Source organism: uncultured Subdoligranulum sp., from assembly GCF_937890665.1.
Map to the genome: position 1 here is coordinate 1 of NZ_CALADU010000253.1, position 17859 is coordinate 17859.

Annotated in this window: 14 protein-coding genes; 4 read left to right on the plus strand and 10 right to left on the minus strand. The window is 53.2% G+C overall.

Features of this window, described 5'->3' with window-relative positions; translation table 11 throughout:
* On the minus strand, positions 1–766 hold a 766-nt coding region (locus Q0526_RS14160), incomplete at its 3' end, for a mandelate racemase/muconate lactonizing enzyme family protein (RefSeq protein WP_298734871.1).
* Between the two features lie 230 nt (positions 767–996).
* Here Q0526_RS14160 and Q0526_RS14165 point away from each other — a divergent pair.
* Positions 997–1587 (plus strand): XRE family transcriptional regulator, encoded by a 591-nt coding sequence (locus Q0526_RS14165; protein WP_298734873.1) that lies wholly within the window; start codon positions 997–999, stop codon positions 1585–1587.
* A gap of 353 nt (positions 1588–1940) precedes the next feature.
* Here the strand turns inward: Q0526_RS14165 and Q0526_RS18845 are convergent, their stop codons facing one another.
* The 9 genes from Q0526_RS18845 to Q0526_RS14205 form a co-directional block, all read right to left on the minus strand.
* Positions 1941–2099: a helix-turn-helix domain-containing protein gene (locus Q0526_RS18845; protein WP_366522116.1), complete on the minus strand. Its 159-nt coding sequence runs from the start codon at positions 2097–2099 to the stop codon at positions 1941–1943.
* Positions 2100–2522: 423 nt separating this feature from the next.
* The gene (locus Q0526_RS14175; protein WP_298734878.1) at positions 2523–3224 is read right to left on the minus strand and encodes a response regulator transcription factor; all 702 of its coding nucleotides are present in this window, start codon (positions 3222–3224) and stop codon (positions 2523–2525) included.
* Positions 3217–5868, minus strand: coding sequence for a sensor histidine kinase KdpD (locus Q0526_RS14180; protein ID WP_298734881.1), 2652 nt, complete (start codon positions 5866–5868; stop codon positions 3217–3219). The genes Q0526_RS14175 and Q0526_RS14180 overlap by 8 nt, the downstream gene beginning before the upstream one ends.
* Positions 5869–5987: 119 nt before the next feature.
* Entirely contained in the window at positions 5988–6179 is a 192-nt protein-coding gene (locus tag Q0526_RS14185) for a hypothetical protein (protein ID WP_298734884.1), read from the minus strand.
* A 175-nt stretch (positions 6180–6354) separates the two neighbouring features.
* Entirely contained in the window at positions 6355–7023 is a 669-nt protein-coding gene (gene kdpC, locus Q0526_RS14190) for a K(+)-transporting ATPase subunit C (protein WP_298734887.1), read from the minus strand.
* Positions 7024–7036: 13 nt separating this feature from the next.
* The gene (gene kdpB / locus Q0526_RS14195; RefSeq protein ID WP_298734889.1) at positions 7037–9085 is read right to left on the minus strand and encodes a potassium-transporting ATPase subunit KdpB; all 2049 of its coding nucleotides are present in this window, start codon (positions 9083–9085) and stop codon (positions 7037–7039) included.
* Between the two features lie 15 nt (positions 9086–9100).
* The gene (locus tag Q0526_RS14200; RefSeq protein ID WP_298734891.1) at positions 9101–10852 is read right to left on the minus strand and encodes a potassium-transporting ATPase subunit KdpA; all 1752 of its coding nucleotides are present in this window, start codon (positions 10850–10852) and stop codon (positions 9101–9103) included.
* A 31-nt stretch (positions 10853–10883) separates the two neighbouring features.
* A complete protein-coding gene (kdpF, locus tag Q0526_RS18850) occupies positions 10884–10994 on the minus strand; it encodes a K(+)-transporting ATPase subunit F (RefSeq protein ID WP_366522117.1) in 111 nt (36 codons plus the stop codon).
* A gap of 430 nt (positions 10995–11424) precedes the next feature.
* On the minus strand, positions 11425–13392 hold the full coding sequence (locus Q0526_RS14205) for a DUF4118 domain-containing protein (protein WP_298734892.1): 1968 nt from the start codon (positions 13390–13392) through the stop codon (positions 11425–11427).
* A gap of 404 nt (positions 13393–13796) precedes the next feature.
* Between Q0526_RS14205 and Q0526_RS14210 the strand changes: the two genes are divergently transcribed.
* The 3 genes from Q0526_RS14210 to Q0526_RS14220 all read left to right on the plus strand — a co-directional run bounded on the left by Q0526_RS14210 (position 13797) and on the right by Q0526_RS14220 (position 17747).
* Entirely contained in the window at positions 13797–14615 is an 819-nt protein-coding gene (locus tag Q0526_RS14210) for a PRD domain-containing protein (protein ID WP_298734894.1), read from the plus strand.
* A gap of 79 nt (positions 14616–14694) precedes the next feature.
* Complete coding sequence (locus Q0526_RS14215) at positions 14695–16296, plus strand: PTS transporter subunit EIIC (RefSeq protein WP_298734897.1); 1602 nt, start codon at positions 14695–14697, stop codon at positions 16294–16296.
* 11 nt (positions 16297–16307) lie between these two features.
* Entirely contained in the window at positions 16308–17747 is a 1440-nt protein-coding gene (locus tag Q0526_RS14220) for a 6-phospho-beta-glucosidase (RefSeq protein WP_298734899.1), read from the plus strand.
* The last annotated feature ends 112 nt before the right edge of the window (positions 17748–17859 follow it).

A 17859-nucleotide genomic window follows, 5' to 3' on the forward strand; every position in this document is an offset into this window, starting at 1 on the left:
TCTTGCAGGCTTTCGCCGCGTCAATGGGAGAGTGGACCGACTCGTCCAGCATGACTTTCAGGTCCACCTTAGAACGCACAAACCGCATGCCGTCCAGATCCCAGCTGGGCAGGCACTGCTCCACGGCTTCCACGCCCACCTGTTCAAAGGCTTTCAGGGTACGCACCGCATCGCTGACCGTGTAGCCCTGATTTGCGTCCACACGCAGACGGATGTTGGGACCCACAGCCTGACGGATCAGGGTCAGTGCCTGAATATCCTCTGCCGGGTTGATGCCGGCTTTGATTTTCAGGATGGTGAAACCGTCCTTCTCCACCCGTTCCCGGGCTTCGGCGGCCATGGCTTCCGGCGTGTCGATGCCCACCGTCATGTCGGTAACGATCTGGTTCACGTTGCCGCCCAACACTTTGTACAGGGGCTGACCCATCAGCTTGCCCTTGATATCGTACAGGGCAATGTCCACCGCGGCCTTGGCCGAAGTGTTGCCCGCCAGCAGTCGGTCCATCATACCATGGACGCCCTCAATATCCAGCGGGTCCATGCCGATCAGCCCGGTGCGGAACAGCTTCAGCGCTTCCAAAACGGTGGCAGTGCTCTCGCCGGTCACCGGCTCAAAGGGCGCGGCCTCACCGATGCCCCACAGGCCTTCGTCGGTGGTGATCTTCACCAGCACGTTCACCGAATGGTCCTGTACCGCAAAGGCAATACGGAAAGGCTTTTTCATGGGGATGCGAATGGTTTCCACCTTAACATCTGTAATTTTCATGGGATGCCTCCTGCACAGTAAAATTTTATACAATTTTACTATTTCTAAAAATCATCGTCAAGTGTTTTCGGTTTTTTCACTTTTTTGAATAATTTTGGAGGAATTGGTGGGGATATGTTTGATTTTTGGAGTAAAATTTTATAAATAGCAAAAAAATCCTCACTTATTTACGCACAGGCTGTTTTATGATATACTGTAAACGAAATCTTTACAGAAAAGCAGGAGGTCCTATGCTGGGCGAACAGGTACGAAATATTCGGAAAAAGCGGGGCATCACTCTCAAGGAACTGGCCGAAAAGACCGGCCTGTCCATCGGGTATATCTCCCAGATTGAGCGCAACCTCACCGACCCGTCCCTGTCCACCCTGCGCAAACTCAGCGCCGCCCTGGACATACCCACCTATCTGTTTATGGGGGGCGAGAGCAGTACCGGCCTGACGACCCGTCAGGCGGACGTGATGATCCTTTCCCAGCCCAACTCCAATATACGGTATCATCTGCTCACCCCCATGCCCAACGGGGATTTTGTGCCCCAGTCGTTGGTCATACGCTTTGAACTGGAACCCCACTGCAAGGACGGCGACCTGCCGGTGATCCATCCCAGTGAGGAAATCCTGCTGTTGGAACAGGGGCGGCTGGATGTACTGGTGGAGTCCGAGACCATCCGCCTGAACGCCGGAGACACCACGGTGGTGCAGTCCAACCTGCCCCACATCGTTTCCAACCCCGGGGATACCACAGCGGTGGGGCTGGCGGTGTTCACCCCTGCCATTTGGTTCCCCAACAACCGGCGCAGCTTTAACCGCGGTGGCGAAACCTAACTCTTCGCATAGGAACACCAAAAAGAAGTACAGCCGATTGCCTGTACTTCAGACTGTTAAAAAAGGTCGCCGAAAGGTGGCCTTTTTCTCGTAAACGGGAAGAAAATGAGATCCATCGTGCAAGGTAATAAAAAATGCCGGTGAAGAACGCCGGAAAACGGAGATAACTGGAATTTGTAAGTTTGGATAAAATTACAAAAGCCGGGGCTATCTTTGCAAAAGCCGTCCCATCAGAGGGATGTGCACCGAGAACTCCAAATGCGAGAAAACAGTGCTGCGTCATATCTGGCAGGGTTCTGTGGAGCAGCGGGCATCCACCGCCTGCATCCCGTAGCGTTGCAGCCGCTCTTCCCCTATGGATGTTCGCCGGGAGTTCGTGTTCCGTTTCTTCGGATCTCTTTCGATACATGGCGGCGGCTTTTGTGGGGCGATTTTGCAATCTTCGTCAAGCTCTTTCTGGCGTAAATTCCCGCCTCTATAACGATTCTGTCCGATAATGTCATTCGACTCATAGCTCCTGCTTTCCGCAGGAAAGTGACCTTTCTTTATTATAATCCGTTTCTCAGAAGCGAACGTCACCTTTTTCCTCGTTTTCTACCTCTAAAATGTTACCTTCACTTTTGCAATTTACGTAGTAATTATAACCAAAGAATGTGGGAGTGTGAAAAACGATATACGGAACCGGTTGGGAAGAATGAGAGGTCAATGGCCTCCGGCTCTGGCTATTCCATGGTTGCCATTCCCATTTAGAATATTTTTTCTTTTAACCATGAACGCCGTTCCCTACTACCTATAGGCACTATTTTTCCAGCAAAGGGCACCCCCTTTGCTGGACTCGTTCGAATATCTGATAGCGTCTATCATTTTTTCGGCATTCTTTATGCCGGCTTTTTAGTTAGAAAAACCGGACAAATGCTCTCAGAAAGAGCGGGCTTTTATTCCACCCGCAGCATACGGTACCCCACCCCGATATGGGTTTGTATATACTGGGGCGCGGCAGGGTCTTTCTCGATCTTTTTTCGCAACGTGGCCATGAACACCCGCAGGGAAGCGATGTCGTTTTCCCAGCTTCTGCCCCAGATCTGCTGGGTGATATAGGTATGGGTGAGAACCTTTCCCACATTTTTGGAGAGCAGGCAAAGCAGCTTGTACTCATTGGGCGTCAGGTGCAGTTCCTCTCCGTCCAGAAATGCGCAGCCCGCCGCATAGTCCACGGTGAGCTTACCATTCACGAATACCGACTCTGTGCGAAGTTCGCCGTTCTGGGCAAGGGCAAGGCGGCGCTGCGTGGCCCGCAGACGGGCCAGCAGTTCTTCCACCGAGAAGGGTTTGGTGAGGTAATCATCGGCCCCGGCATCCAGCGCTTCGATTTTATCGCTGTCCTCTGTGCGGGCGCTGAGCACGATAATGGGCACCGCAGACCAGGTGCGGATTTTGCGGATGACCTCGATGCCGTCGAAGTCCGGCAGACCCAGATCCAGAAGGATAATCTCCGGGTTGTGGGAGGAGGCTTCCAGAATGGCGGTTTCCCCTTTTTCTGCCGTCACATATCGGTAGTTATGTGCTTTCAGTGTTGTGCAAATCAAGTTTCGGATGGGCACATCGTCCTCCACCACTAAAATCAGCGATTTAGTCATGCAGCTTTACCTCCCCTGCCGGCAGCGTAAAAGTGAACACCGCACCATGCGGAACCGCATCCGATACGGTGATCTCGCCGCCGTGTGCATCAATAATGGATTTGCACAATGCCAACCCCAACCCCATACTGCGGCGGCTGTCCGCGATTTTGTTGGCGGCACTGTAAAACATTTCAAAAACATGAGGTTTTGCCGAATCCGGCACGCCGGGCCCGTTATCGGCGATGGATACCACGATAAACCGCCCCTGCTTTTTTAAGTGAATCCTAATCTCGGAACCCACCGGCGTATATTTGATGGCGTTATCGATGATATTGATGAGCACCTGAATCACCAGTTTCACATCGATTTGTGCCAGCAGATATTCCTGCTCACTGCTCACCGTAATCTTGTATTCCGAACTTTTGCGGTTGACATGACGCAGCGCCTCGGCCACCACATCTTCCATCAGTTCTGTGGACAGGCGCAAATGCATCTCCCCGCCGTTCAGCCGGCTTACCGAGAGAAGATTTTCCACCAGATTGATCAGCCAGATGGAGTCGTCGTAAATATCGGTATAGATCTGCTTCTTGGTTTCCTCGTCGAAGAGAGCGCCGTTGGCGATCAGGTTGCCGGCGTTGCCCGAGATGGATGTAAGGGGCGTACGCAAATCATGGGAGATGGAGCGCAGCAGATTGGCGCGGAGCTGTTCGTTCTTGGCCAGAACGGCAGCGGCTTCCTTTTCTTCGGCGTTGCGTTTGCTGTCCAGCGCCAGACCGCATTCCCCCAAAACGGAAAGAAGGATGCTGTTGTCAAAGGCATCCATAGCCTTTTTCTGGGCATCGATTCCCAAAACTGCGTAGACCCTTTCCCCCATGCGCACCGAGAAGTATACACAACAGGCATTCTCAAAGGTTCCGGTTCCGTACCCAGCGCGGCGGTTGTTTTTCCACACCCATTCCGCCACGTTTCGTTCCTGCTCGCTCTCATACGGGGGACACTGTTGCTCTGTCGGAACGACTTTATCCACAAAGAGCTGCGGCCCTGTCAAGGCCCCATCCTGTACCGTATACACCACCACATTTCGCCGGAACAGCTTCACGATCTGTTCGGCTGTGACCGTCAGAATCTGTTCCTTGCTTATGCCTTTTTGCAAATTCTGGTTGGTTTCAAACAGAAGCTTTGCGCGCCAAGCCACCTGCGCGGAATGTTGCGCGTGGGATTTCAGTTTTGCCGCCAGCGAACCGGTAATTAAGGCTGCTACAAACATAACCAAAAAAGTCACCGGATATTCGCTGTCGTAAGCATGGAGGGAATACCGCGGTTCCGTAAAGAAAAAATTGAAAATCAGCACACTGGCCGCAGACCCCAGAAAGCTGCAAAAGGAACTTTGCGTTACGACCGAAATAATCATGACGCTGAGCAGATATACCGTGATAATATTGGCTTCGCTAAAACCAAGCTCATAAAATCCCAATCCAACCAGCGTAGCCGCCAACAACAGCAAAAAACTTTTCAGAAAATCCCGTAGCGGCACCGGCGTCAGCCGGATGAGCTTTTTTCTGGCCACGGCCAGACTGTGCTCCATGCCATTGTCGGGAATGATATGGATATCCACTTCCGGTGCAAGCTCAATCAACCGTTCCGTGAGGGTCGGCTTGTGCAGCAGCACTTTCTGGGACACTTCGCTGCGCCCCATCACGATTTTACTGACACCGGATGCCCTAGCAAACTCCGCAATCAAAACCGGGATATCATCGCCATAAACCGTTTCCACGGTCGCCCCCAGATGTTCCGCCAGATGGAGGTTGCGGCGCAGGCTTTCCTTATCCTGCGGCGACATGTACTGGAAGGCTTTCGTTTCCACAAACAACGCTGTAAAGGAACCACGAAAGGCGCCAGCCATTTTCGCCGCGGTGCGTATGATCTTGGCGTTGGAGGGCGCGCCGGACAGGCATACCAAAATATGTTCTTGCGTGTGATAGGGCGAACGCTCTTTTTGCCGCAGCCTGAAAGAGACCCTATCCGCACAGCGGCGCATGCCCAGTTCCCGCAGAGCGCCGATCTGGTTTTGCGTCAATTCTGGGCAAGCCGTTCCGCGTGTTTTTTGCTCTAAACGCCATTGCAGATCTTGCGGCTCCAGATCCACAAATTCCACCTTTTCTGCGTCATCAAAAACATCATCGGGGACACGGGCCAGTTGAATTTCTCCCAGAATTTCGTTGGTCGCATCCTGCATACTTTCCAGACTAACTATGTCGATGGTGGTATAGACATGAATGCCCGCATTCAGTAGTTCCTGTATATCTTGATACCGGTTTTTGTGGCGCGCATCCCCTGCATTGCAATGAGCCAGGTTATCCAGCACCAGCAGCTCCGGCTTTCTTTGTAGCGCCGTATCCAAGTCAAACTCGCAGGATATTGGTCCACCGCTGCCGCACTGCATCACGGGCAGACACTCAAATTTCTGCCGAAACGCCGCAGTTTCTGGCCAGAGTTCCGGTTCTGCGCAGGCCAGCACCACATCCGTACCGCACTGTATGGCTCTTTGTGCTGTCTGTAACATTCTGTATGTCTTTCCACAACCAGATGCATACCCCGCAAAAATAGTCAGGGTACCCAAACGCGTATGCGCAATGTTTTTTTGCGTACCCGTTGTTTCCATTTCACTTTACCTCCCCTTGAAGCTAATCCTTACAGCTAGACTTCAAAAGCTCCTTTGTATCATACCTGCATCTTACCAAAAGAGTGTATAAGCATTCCGCAAAGCGCATAAAGATTGCATTAAATTGCTGAAAAAAGGATATACGGCATGGTAAGGACGCAAGCACATACTCCCACTGCCAACAGTGTCAGCAACGGCGCTACCACAACCAGCAAAAAGAATCCCAGCAGTTGATGGTGCAGAATCAACCGCTCTGTACTGGTATCAAATTGATTTTCCATCCGGGAGAAAATCTCCTTTATCGTAGACATATCCGTCCCCTCCTTGTGTACCACCATGATATATCTTTCGGACTTAAACCGGTAAAAAGAATGCAATACTCAAATTAAGAAACAGTTAATTCCTAAAAAGCACAGCCCACAACCTGTTACAGCAGGTTGTGGGCTGTGCTTCTTAACGTTGTACCGTATTTAAGACGTAGGTCTCTTATTTGCCATCTTCTGTCAAAATCCCCATGGCCCGAGCGATTTCCACATTGACGCCCAACACATTGACCGTCTGTTCCCCAAAAATTCCCAGCAGTTTGCCCTGCGTATTCTCTGCCACAATCTGCGTCAGTTCTTCTTCACGCAGGCCGGTGGCTTTGGCAAGGGCCGGAATCTGAATAGCCGCCGCTTCAGGGGAGATGTGTGGATCAAGGCCGGAGCCGGATGCCGTCATCAGGTCCGCGGGCACCTCTTCCCGAGAGATCCCCGGGTTGGCCGCGAGGAATGCTTCCATGTCCGCCTCTACCCGTTCCGCCAACGCCGGATTGGAAGGCGCATAATTGCTGGAACCGGACGCCAGCCCGCCAAATTCCGTACCGTCGCTGTAATAGCGGTTGCCGTTTGCATCCTCTGTATAGGTATTATAATGATAAGCTGACGGGCGGCCCTTCATAAAACAGTCTTTGGTAAATTCCTGACCTACATGCGTAGCGCCCACCACAGCGCCATCTACCTCTACCAGACTGCCTGCGGCCTGCCACGGAAACACCACCGACGAAATGCCGGTCAGCACCACAGGGAAGGCAAACCCGCACAAAAACAGCAGAATCAGCGTTACAGACACAGCCTGACGCACACCGCTCCAAAAGCATTTTTGGGATGCATTCATTGCAAACTCCTCCTTACAGAATGACGCTCAAAAGCGGCGTGATCATGAGGTCGATGATCTTAATCCCGACGAAGGGGGTCACCACGCCGCCCAGACCGTAGATCAGCATATTCCGGGCCAGCATTTTGCCGGAGGACATGGGGCGGTACCGAACGCCTTTCATGGCCAGCGGGATCAGGCAGGGAATAATGAGAGCGTTAAAAATCAGCGCCGACAGAATGGCACTGTATTGAGTGGACAGGTGCATGATGTTGAGCACCTGCAGTTGGGGAATGGCAGCCATAAACATGGCGGGGATAATGGCAAAATACTTGGCAATATCGTTAGCGATGGAGAAAGTGGTCAGCGAGCCTCGGGTGATCAGCAGTTGTTTGCCGATTTCCACCACTTCCAGAATCTTGGTGGGGTCGCTGTCCAGATCCACCATGTTGGCCGCTTCCTTGGCGGCGGTGGTACCGGAGTTCATGGCCAGACCCACATTCGCCTGAGCCAGAGCCGGGGCGTCGTTGGTGCCGTCGCCAGTCATAGCCACAATCTTACCTTCCGCCTGCTCCTGCTTGATGACTCGGATCTTATCCTCGGGCTTGCACTCGGCAATAAAACCGTCCACGCCTGCTTCTTTTGCGATGGTGGCAGCCGTCAGCGGGTTGTCGCCGGTGCACATAATGGTTTTGATGCCAATGGCACGCAGACGATTAAACCGTTCGGTCATGCCGGGCTTGACGGTATCTTTCAGGTAGATGACGCCCAGAATTTTGTCGTTTTCGGTGACCACCAGAGGCGTACCGCCCAGAGAAGAAACCTTTTCCACATGCTCGTGCAAATCCGCCGGGACCACACCTCCCTGTGCCTTCACATACTGTTCCATCGCATCGGAAGCACCCTTACGGACTTTGGTCCCATCGGGCAGATCGACGCCGCTCATGCGGGTCTGAGCCGTGAATTCCTGAAAAACAGAACCGGGCAGTTCCACACTTTCATCGCCCAGACGGCGGGTCAGGTCCAGAGTGGATTTGCCTTCCGGCGTATCGTCATGCAAGCTGGTCAGCGCCGCACAGCGAATCAGGTCACTGCGAGAAACGCCCGCCACCGGGAAGAAATCCGCCGCCAGACGGTTGCCGAAGGTAATGGTGCCGGTCTTATCCAGAATCATGGTATCCACGTCGCCGCAGGCTTCCACCGCTTTGCCGGACATGGCGATGACGTTAAAACGGGTGACACGGTCCATACCGGCAATACCGATGGCGGACAGCAGGCCGCCGATGGTGGTAGGAATCAGGCACACCATCAGCGCGATCAGCGTAGAAACGGGCAGCATCACGCCGCTGTACAGGCCAATGGGGTACAGCGTCACGATCACGATGAGGAAGATGATGGTCAGCGAGACCAGCAGGGTGTTCAGCGCGATCTCGTTGGGCGTCTTTTTGCGGGAAGCCCCTTCCACCAAAGCGATCATCCGGTCCAGAAAGCTGTTGCCGGGGTCCGAAGCGATGCGGATCTTCAGCCAGTCGGAAACGACGGTGGTGCCGCCGGTGACCGAGCAGAAATCACCGCCGCTTTCCCGCACCACGGGGGCGGATTCGCCGGTAATGGCGGATTCATCCACCGAGGCAATGCCCTCGATTACTTCTCCATCGCCGGGGATCACCTCGCCCGCGCGGACCATCACCACGTCGCCCTTGTGAAGTTCACTGGAAGAAACATCGGTTTCCTGCCCCTTTTCGTCCAGCAGATGGGCCACCGTATTCTTCTGGGTTTTTTTCAGACTGGCCGCCTGAGCTTTGCCCCTGCCTTCCGCCACCGATTCGGCAAAATTAGCAAACAATACCGTGACCAGAAGAATGACAGAAACAATCAGGTTGTAGGTACGCAGGTTGGTATCGTTTTCGCCGAAGATGCCGGGAATGACCGTCTGCAGCAGCGTGATGAAAAAGCCTACTTCCACCACAAACATGACCGGATTTTTGATCATGTAACGTGGATCCAGTTTTGTAAAAGCCCCCACTAACGCCTGTTTGACAATGTCCGGCGTCAGCATGGTTTGCTGTTTCTTTTTACTCATAGCGGAAATGCCTCCTTATGCCCAAAGCGTCAGATGCTCTGCAATGGGGCCCAGAGCTAGCACCGGGAAGAACGTAAGCGCGGCAAAAATGTACACAACGAACACCAGAATGACCGCGAACGAGAAGGTGCAGGTGCGCAACGTTCCAGCCGATTCGTTGACAAAGTTTTTCTTCATCAGCGAGCCTGCAATGGCCAACTGAATGACAATGGGCAGATACCGGCCCAGAAACATCACAACACCCGTGGTCATATTCCAGAACGCCGTGTTGTCAGCCAGCCCCTCAAATCCCGAACCATTGTTGGCGGCCGAAGACGCATATTCGTACAAAACCTGCGTCAGGCCGTGGTAGCCGGGGTTGGTGATGCCCGCCAGCCCTCCGGCTGTGGCCACCGCCAGAGCGGAGAACACCAGAATCAGCAGCGGGTGCACGATGATGCCCAGCGCCGTGAGCTTCATCTCCCGTCCTTCGATCTTTTTGCCCAGATATTCCGGCGTGCGCCCGACCATCAGCCCGCAGATGAACACGGCCAGAATCGCGTAGAGGATCATATTCATCAGACCCACGCCCTTGCCGCCGAACACACAGTTGAGCATCATGTGCAGCAGCGGCACCATGCCGCCCAGCGGGGTCAGGGTGTCATGCATATTGTTGACGGTACCTGTGGTGAAGGAGGTCGTGACTGTGGTGAACAGGGCCGACTGGGCAACACCAAAGCGCACTTCCTTGCCTTCCATGCTGCCTTCGGCCTGACTCAGCCCCAGATCTTCCAATACGGGGTTGCCCTGACTTTCTGCCCAGAAGCAAACCGCCAACCCCACCAGAAACAGAATGCCCATCGCGGCAAAAATGCTGCGGCCCTCCCGGCCAAAAAGGCGGGCCGTCAGGCTGGCTGGTTCTGCGGGCAGGGCGTTTTCCTTACGCAGGCGTTCCCGGCGGCTTTCGCCCACCATCTTGCCGAAAGTGATGACACAGGCACCGGGCAACAGCATCATGGAATACAGCTCGATCAGATCCGAGAGCATGGTGGGGTTCTCCAGCGGGGTGGCGGAGTTGGCTCCCAAAAAGCCGCCGCCGTTGGTGCCGAGATGCTTGATGATCTCCAGTGCCGCGATGGGGCCCATGGCAATGACCTGAGAAGTTCCTTCCAGCGTATTCACCACAAGGTTGGCGCTGAAATTCTGGGGAACCCCCTGCCACACCAGCAGCAAGCCACCCACCAGCGAAAAGGGCAACAAAATGCGGGTGGTGATGCGCACAAGGTCCCCATAGAAGTTGCCCACATTGTCTTTAGTTTTTCCGGCCAAACCGCGGATAAAAGCCACACAAGCCGCATAGCCGCTGGCGGCGGATACAAACATCATAAAGGTGATGACCAGCATCTGGGAAAGGTAGCTCAGTCCGCTTTCCCCGGCGTAATGCTGCAAATTGGTGTTGGTCATAAAGCTGATGATGGTATTGAACGCCAGCGTGGGTTCCATCCCATCAATGCCGTTGGGGTTGAACAGCGGCAATCTCTGGATACGCAGAATCAGGTAGCCAACGGCGATCATCACGCCGTTGGTACCCACCAGAGTTAGGGCATATTGCTTCCAGTTCATTCCATTGCGGGGGTTGACCCCGCCCAGACGATAGATGACACCATCCACCCGGTCGAAGAGCGGGTCCCCGAAGGTGTGCTTTTCCGCGGCGATATGATACAGATACCGCCCCACCGGAATGACAAGGATCAAATAGATGATGATTGTCACAGCCAGTTGTAACATACTGTATTCCTCCTATACGGTTGATGCGCTTTTAAAAACGTTCCGGATGCGCAAGTGCATACACAAGATACCCTGCCAACAACACCACGATGATTCCCAATAAAATCATAAGAGCTTTCCCCTGCCTTTCACTCCTCTTCATCCAGTTGGTGCCGGCACCATTCAACCAGCAGGCTAACCAGACCAAAACCCGCCAGCAGTATACCGATCATCAAAAGATCCATCATCGTCCTTCTCCTCCTTTATGGGCAAGGCGCGTCCAAACCTTGTGTGCCGCCTTTGCCGCCGTACAAATCAGCGCTGTGCATACCAGCATCACCGAAATAACCAAAACTCGTATCAGCATATACTCTTGCATAAAACTGACCTTCTTTCTTCTTTGCATAACTTGCAAACCCCACTTGGTGTTTGTGTACCCTAGAATACCGCAAACAATTCTAAACAGGGATTAAGGAACCCAACATCGTATTAAAGCTGCATTAATTTTCTTTTACCGCTCGGCAAGCAAAAGAGTAGGCAAAGAGCCCGACCGAAGAAATCTCGGTCGGGCCCTTTGCCCTTTTCTATGCTTTTTACACACACCTTGTATTTTGCTGCGCGTTATCCTCCTGCTGCCGCTCCTGTTGCAACCGTATTCGTTCCTGAATCAGGCCGCACTCATTCAGGATAGCCACCATAAGGTTTTTTTCAAACATATCCGGAACGGGGTACCCTTCCACCGGGATTCCCACAATGCCCATCACCCCTTGCGTACCTCTTACCGCCATAAACAACCATTTAGCCTCCGGCAATGTATGTGTGGTGGCACCGGCGTTCTTGTTATTTTGCTGCACCCACTGGGCAACCCCCAATTCCTGCGGCGTAAGCGCCTGCAACACTTGGATTTGATCTGCCGGTTCCACACGCAGCTGCAATTCCTTGCCGGAATTATGCCGTCCATACAATACCGGGCGGCCAAACAAATGGTGGAGCTGTTCTGCCGCAAGACGCAGGCAATCCCATTCATCCCGACCTTTCAGCAATTTCTGGCTGCTTTCCAGCAGCAATTCGGTATAGTACCCCTTCTCCACGGCAAGACGAGCCTGCGCTTTGACCCGAGCCGCCAGCGAGCTGGCCAGAAAGCTGGACAGAAGCATAATGAAAAAGGTGACCGGGTAGCTGGGGTCGTTTGCCTGAAAGGTAAACCGCGGCACCGTAAAAAAGAAATTGAAAGCCGCCACGCTGAGCAGAGAAGCCATGGCTCCGTACCCGTAACCTTCCGTCCATACTGCTATAACCAGAACTCCCAGAATATAGACCGTAATGCTGTTGGACTCGCTGAAACCGGCACGGTCAAAGGCAAAACATACCGCCGTTGCCGCCGTCAGCACCGCCAACATCCGTGCAAGATCCCGCCAGGAAAATCGGAAAGGTGCCTGATGCAGATGCTTTCGGTGGGTTCTGTGCTTGACGTACAGCGGTTGATGATCGGGGATGATATAGATATCCAGATCCGTCAGTTCGATCAAACGGTCTGCCAAGGTTTTTTTGCCCGTCCATGGATTGGGCCGGTGGTTCACACGGCCCATCACAATCTTGGTAATACCCGAAACTCTGGCATACTCCGCAATCTGGACTGCCGGGTCTGTTCCGCAGACGGTTGCGATCTGTGCGCCCAACTGCTCTGCCAAACGCAGATTGCTGCGCAGGCGCTGGATGTTTTCCCCCGAAAGTTCTTTTGTGTCCGGTGTTTCCACAAACAGTGCCGTAAACCCGCTGTGGAAGGCTTCGGCCATGCGGGCCGCGGTGCGGATCACCTTGGCGTTGGAGGGCGCCGAGGAAAGGCAGATTAGAATGTGCTCCCCAGCCCGGGCGGTCTGCCCTTTTCCCTCCTGCACCGCCGTACGGTTCAGCCGGTCGGCGGTGCGGCGCATGGCGATTTCCCGCAAGGCCGCAAGATTTTCTACGGTAAAAAAGTTCTGCAGCGCCCGTCTGGCCTGCCCCGCCTTATAGACTTTTCCCGCCTGCAACCGTCTGATCAGGTCTTCCGGCTCGATATCCACCAGTTCCACCTGTCCCGCCCGGTCAAACACCCGGTCCGGAATCCGCTCGCTCACCGCCACGCCGGTGATTGACTGCACCAGATCATGCAGCGATTCCAGATGCTGCACATTCACGGTACTGTACACATCGATCCCGGCGCGCAGCAGTTCTTCCACATCCTGATACCGTTTGGTATGGCGGCAGCCCGGCGCATTGCTGTGGGCCAGTTCATCCACCAGAATCAGTTGCGGATGCCTTTCCAACGCCCCGTCCAGATCCAGCTCCTGCAGTCGGATGCCGCGGTATTCAATTTCCTGACAAGGCAGTATTTCCAACCCTTCCAGCAGTGCCAATGTATCCGGGCGGGTGTGGCGTTCTACATAACCGACCACCACATCGATCCCGGCGGCCTTGGCCTGATGAGCCGCCTCCAGCATGGCATAGGTTTTACCCACCCCCGCCGCATACCCAAAAAAGATCTTCATTCTGCCGGGTTCCGGCATTTTTTCCTCTTCCACGTTTTTTCCCTCCTCAACCTGCAAACGAGCCTTCCCTTTTAGAATACCACGCGTGTTCCCATGATGGCATGAACGTTATGAGGGTTTCCCTTAAGATTGTATAAAGGCACTGGGTTGCCTGTGTAAGCAGGGGCAATTCCTATGGCATTATACCTCCATCGCCTTTACCAAAGACTTTTGGTTCCTGTTCCACTGGTAAGGATAACCAATTTTTTTAAATAAATTGTGAAAATAGACACTGGACAAAGCCACATAACTATGCTACAATTTTTCGCAGAAAATCGAAGTACAAGATGTTACTCTTCGGAGGCGTTCCTTGTAAATGAGTCCTACAGTCGATGTAGGGCTTTGGTACGCTGTTTCCGGAGAGTTTTTTTATTGCTTGAACGCAAAAGGGGGCTGCCATGAAAATCATAAAAAAAATCAATACCAATGCAGCTCTGGGAGTTGACAGCCAAGGAAACGAAGTTGTGGTTCTGGGAAAAGGCATCGGTTTTCCGCCGGTGCCCTATGAGCTGAAGGATCTGTCACGTGTTCAACGTACCTTTTACAACGTAAATCCACAATACATTGGTGCCGTTGCGTCATTGCCGCAGGATATTTTACAAGTATCTGCAGAGATAGCCGAGCTGGCCGAAATCGAGTTGGACTGTGAACTGAACACCAATCTGCCGTTTGTGCTGGCGGATCATCTGAATTTTGCCGTCCAGCGGATCCGGCAGGGAATCGTGCTGACCATGCCACTGGCCCGGGATGTGGAACACCTTTATCCCAAAGAATTTGCGGTAGCCAAAAAGGCACTGGAGATTTTTTACCGCCAGATCGGGCAGCGTTTGCCTGAAGGAGAAGTGACCAGTATTGCCCTACACCTGATCGTTGCGGAAGTGGAGAATGGGGATTTTCATTCCGTTATGATGTCCGCCAAGATTCTGGGTGAAGTGGACGATATTATCGAGGAAGAACTGCATCTGCATCTGGATCAGGAGAGCTTTCAGTACTCACGTTTCAGTATGCATCTTCGGTTTCTGATTGAGCGGTTGTCGTCCGGCAAACAGCTGGATAACAACATGGACGCCATTTACCATCAATTGATATCCGAGTACCCGGATATATACCGCTGTGCTAGGAAAGTAGTAGACTATTTCAGTACGCAGTGGGGCTGGAAATGTAACGACAATGAGACAATGTATCTGATGCTTCACATCCATCGTTTGCGGAGTTGAGCTCCGCGTTCCACCAGAATGAAACTGCTCGGAAGCGCGCCCGGGCAGATTCAGATAAAACAAGAAGGAGACCATTACCATGGATCAAAAACAGTTGTTGGAATGGATTATGCCGCTGGCCGGCGGTATAGACAATCTGGTCAGCTGTACCGAATACGAAGGGGCCTGGTTCATCACTGTCAAAGACGCGGGAATGGTAGACCTTCCAGCAATTCAACACAGGAAGACTGTCTGTGAGGCCGTTTTGGTCCGCAGCCGACTGAAAATCCGGCTGGCAGGGTCTTCCGATCAGGAGGAATCAACCCATATGGCAAAGAAAAATTATGATGAACTGGCGCGCTGCATCGTCGAGTATGTAGGCGGAAGCGAAAATGTCAACAGTCTTGTTCACTGCGCTACCAGATTGCGTTTTGAGCTGCGGGATTATGAGAAGGCAGATCGCGCCAAAATCGAGGCGATCCCCTCGGTGCTGCAGGTAATGATCAGCGGCGGGCAGTACCAGATTGTGGTAGGCTCGGATGTGGCGGACTATTATAACGCCATCATCAAGCTGATAAAGCAACCGGAAGAAGCACCGGAGCAGGCGTCCGCCAGCAAAGGAAATCTGGTGGACCGGGTCATGAAAATTGTTTCGGGCGCTTTTTCTCCGCTCATCCCTGCCATGGCCGGCGCAGGCATGCTGAAAGCCCTTCTGACTGTCCTGACAGAATTCGGCCTGCTGGACACTTCAGGCTCCACCTATATGATCCTTTCGGCGGCCGGAAATGCCGTGTTCTACTTTTTGCCCATCTTCCTGGGCATCACGCTGGCCAAACAGATGGGCGGCAACATGTATGTGGGCGGCGCGATCGGTGCGGCGCTGCTGGAGCCCAATTTTACCGCTCTGATCGGCGGGCAAGGGGCTGATTTTCTGGGCATTTCGGTTACGCCCATTGATTACGGCTCCAGCATATTCCCCATCTTCATTACCATGATCGTGTATTGCCTGCTGGAAAAAGGGCTGCGCCGTGTTGTTCCCAAGGATATCCAGCTGTTTGTGAACTCCATGATCAGCTTACTCATTATGGTGCCCTTTACCGTGATTTTCTTTGGGCCGATGGGTACCACCTTTGGCAACAAGGTTGCCGACTTTGTGGTCTGGCTGTTCTCTCTCAACAAAATGCTTGCGGGTCTGGTTTTGGGGGCCACCTATCCCTTCCTTACCATTTTGGGGCTTCACTGGGGATTTTCGCCCATTACGCTGCAAAATCTGGAAGCCTTTGGTGGTGATATGATCGAGGGCGCAACGGTCTGCGCCGTCTTTGCAGAGATCGGCATTGCCATCGGCGTATATCTGAAAGCAAAAGCCGGCTCCAAGATGCGCAGCGTGGCAGGCCCCACCATCATTACCGGCCTTCTGGCCGGTGTTACCGAGCCGATCCTTTACGGCATCATCATGGGCAACAAGCGCCTGTTTGCCGTGGTGGCGGTGGCTGCCGGTATCGGCGGTGCCATCAATGGGGCCCTCGGCGTCACGTTGAATGCCTACGTATTCCACAATGTTTTTTCTATGGTGATGGGGGCCTACAGTCCCTTTGTAAGTTACCTGATCGGCGTGAGCGTTTCTTTGGTATTGGGCGTGGTGCTGACCTATGTGTGGGGCGCCGCCGTACCCGATGCCCAAAGCGAAAAGGCAGAGTGATGAGGGTTTTTATGCTGAAACATGATTTTTTGTGGGGCGGCGCAGTGGCAGCCCATCAGGTGGAAGGCGCTTATAACACGGACGGAAAAGGCCTTAGTATTGCGGATGTGATGACGGGCGGCAGCCGCACCTGCCCCCGGAAAATCACCGACGGAATCCAGCCGGGGGCCTATTACCCCAACCACGACGGGATCGATTTTTATCACCGCTACCGGGAGGATATTGCACTTTTTGCACAGATGGGCTTCAAATGTCTGCGCACCTCCATTGCCTGGAGCCGCATTTTCCCCCAGGGAGACGAACTTGTCCCCAATGAGAAAGGTCTGGCATTTTACGACGATCTCTTTGATGAATGCCTGAAATATGGCATTGAACCTGTAGTAACTCTGAGCCATTTTGAAATGCCGTGGCATTTGGCAAAACACTACGGCGGGTGGCGAAACCGGCAGACCATCTCATTTTTCCTTCGGTTTGCGGAGGTATGCTTCCGACGGTATCGCGGCAAGGTAAAGTATTGGATGACCTTCAACGAAATCAACAACCAGATGATGACGGGCAGCGACATCTACGCTTTTACCAACTCCGGCATTCTGTTTGAAAAGGGAGAAGACCGAACCAAAGCGGTGTATCAGGCCGCACACTACCAGTTCGTGGCCAGTGCTCTGGCAGTCCGGAAAGCCCATGAGGTCGACCCTCAGAATCAGGTGGGATGCATGATCGCAGCCACCCCCATCTATCCATACAGCTGCAGCCCCGAGGATGTGCTGCTGGCACAGCGGGAGGAGCGCCGGTTGGTCCTGCAGTTTACAGACGTGCAGGTCAGGGGGCATTATCCCGCGTATCTCCAAAAGGAATGGGACCGCTGTGAATACACGCTGGATATCACACCGGAGGATCTGGCCCAGCTGAAAAAAGGCCGCGTGGATTTTATCGGTTTCAGCTATTATATGAGCTGTACCATGTCGGCAGAGCAGCGGTCTTCCGTTACTGACAACGAAATCGAAGCGTTTGCCGGCAGTGTGCCCAATCCTTTTCTGGCTACCACCGGCTGGGGATGGACCATCGACCCCAAAGGGCTGCGCTATATGCTGAATACCCTGTATGATCGGTACGAAAAGCCGCTGTTTATTGTGGAAAACGGATTCGGGTACCAGGACGAAGTGGCCGCCGACGGCACCGTTCATGACCAAAAACGCATTGACTTTTTGCGCCAGCATATCTGCGAAATGAAGAAAGCGGTGGAAGAAGACGGCGTAGACCTGATGGGATATACGGTTTGGGGATGCATCGATCCGGTTTCTTTTACCACCGGCGAAATGAAAAAGCGGTATGGATTCATCTATGTAAACAAACAGGACGACGGGTCCGGAGACTACAGCAGACATCCGAAAGACAGCTTTTACTGGTACAAAAAAGTAATCGGTTCCAACGGCGAAAATTTAGATGGATAATTCTTGCCGCTGACGGAATTTCACAGAGAAAAAACAAGCAATAAAAAGCTCCCGGCAAATGCTCGGTGGTCGTAAAACAGTAATATGTGAATTTCTTGGAACAGGCATGATT

Coding starts and splice junctions, on each gene's coding strand:
- Q0526_RS14165 (WP_298734873.1), top strand. CDS start 997: ATGCTGGGCGAACAGGTACGAAATATTCGGAAAAAGCGGGGCATCACT.
- Q0526_RS18845 (WP_366522116.1), bottom strand. CDS start 2,099: ATGAGTCGAATGACATTATCGGACAGAATCGTTATAGAGGCGGGAATT.
- Q0526_RS14175 (WP_298734878.1), bottom strand. CDS start 3,224: ATGACTAAATCGCTGATTTTAGTGGTGGAGGACGATGTGCCCATCCGA.
- Q0526_RS14180 (WP_298734881.1), bottom strand. CDS start 5,868: ATGGAAACAACGGGTACGCAAAAAAACATTGCGCATACGCGTTTGGGT.
- Q0526_RS14185 (WP_298734884.1), bottom strand. CDS start 6,179: ATGTCTACGATAAAGGAGATTTTCTCCCGGATGGAAAATCAATTTGAT.
- kdpC (WP_298734887.1), bottom strand. CDS start 7,023: ATGAATGCATCCCAAAAATGCTTTTGGAGCGGTGTGCGTCAGGCTGTG.
- kdpB (WP_298734889.1), bottom strand. CDS start 9,085: ATGAGTAAAAAGAAACAGCAAACCATGCTGACGCCGGACATTGTCAAA.
- Q0526_RS14200 (WP_298734891.1), bottom strand. CDS start 10,852: ATGTTACAACTGGCTGTGACAATCATCATCTATTTGATCCTTGTCATT.
- kdpF (WP_366522117.1), bottom strand. CDS start 10,994: ATGAAGAGGAGTGAAAGGCAGGGGAAAGCTCTTATGATTTTATTGGGA.
- Q0526_RS14210 (WP_298734894.1), top strand. CDS start 13,797: ATGAAAATCATAAAAAAAATCAATACCAATGCAGCTCTGGGAGTTGAC.
- Q0526_RS14215 (WP_298734897.1), top strand. CDS start 14,695: ATGGATCAAAAACAGTTGTTGGAATGGATTATGCCGCTGGCCGGCGGT.
- Q0526_RS14220 (WP_298734899.1), top strand. CDS start 16,308: ATGCTGAAACATGATTTTTTGTGGGGCGGCGCAGTGGCAGCCCATCAG.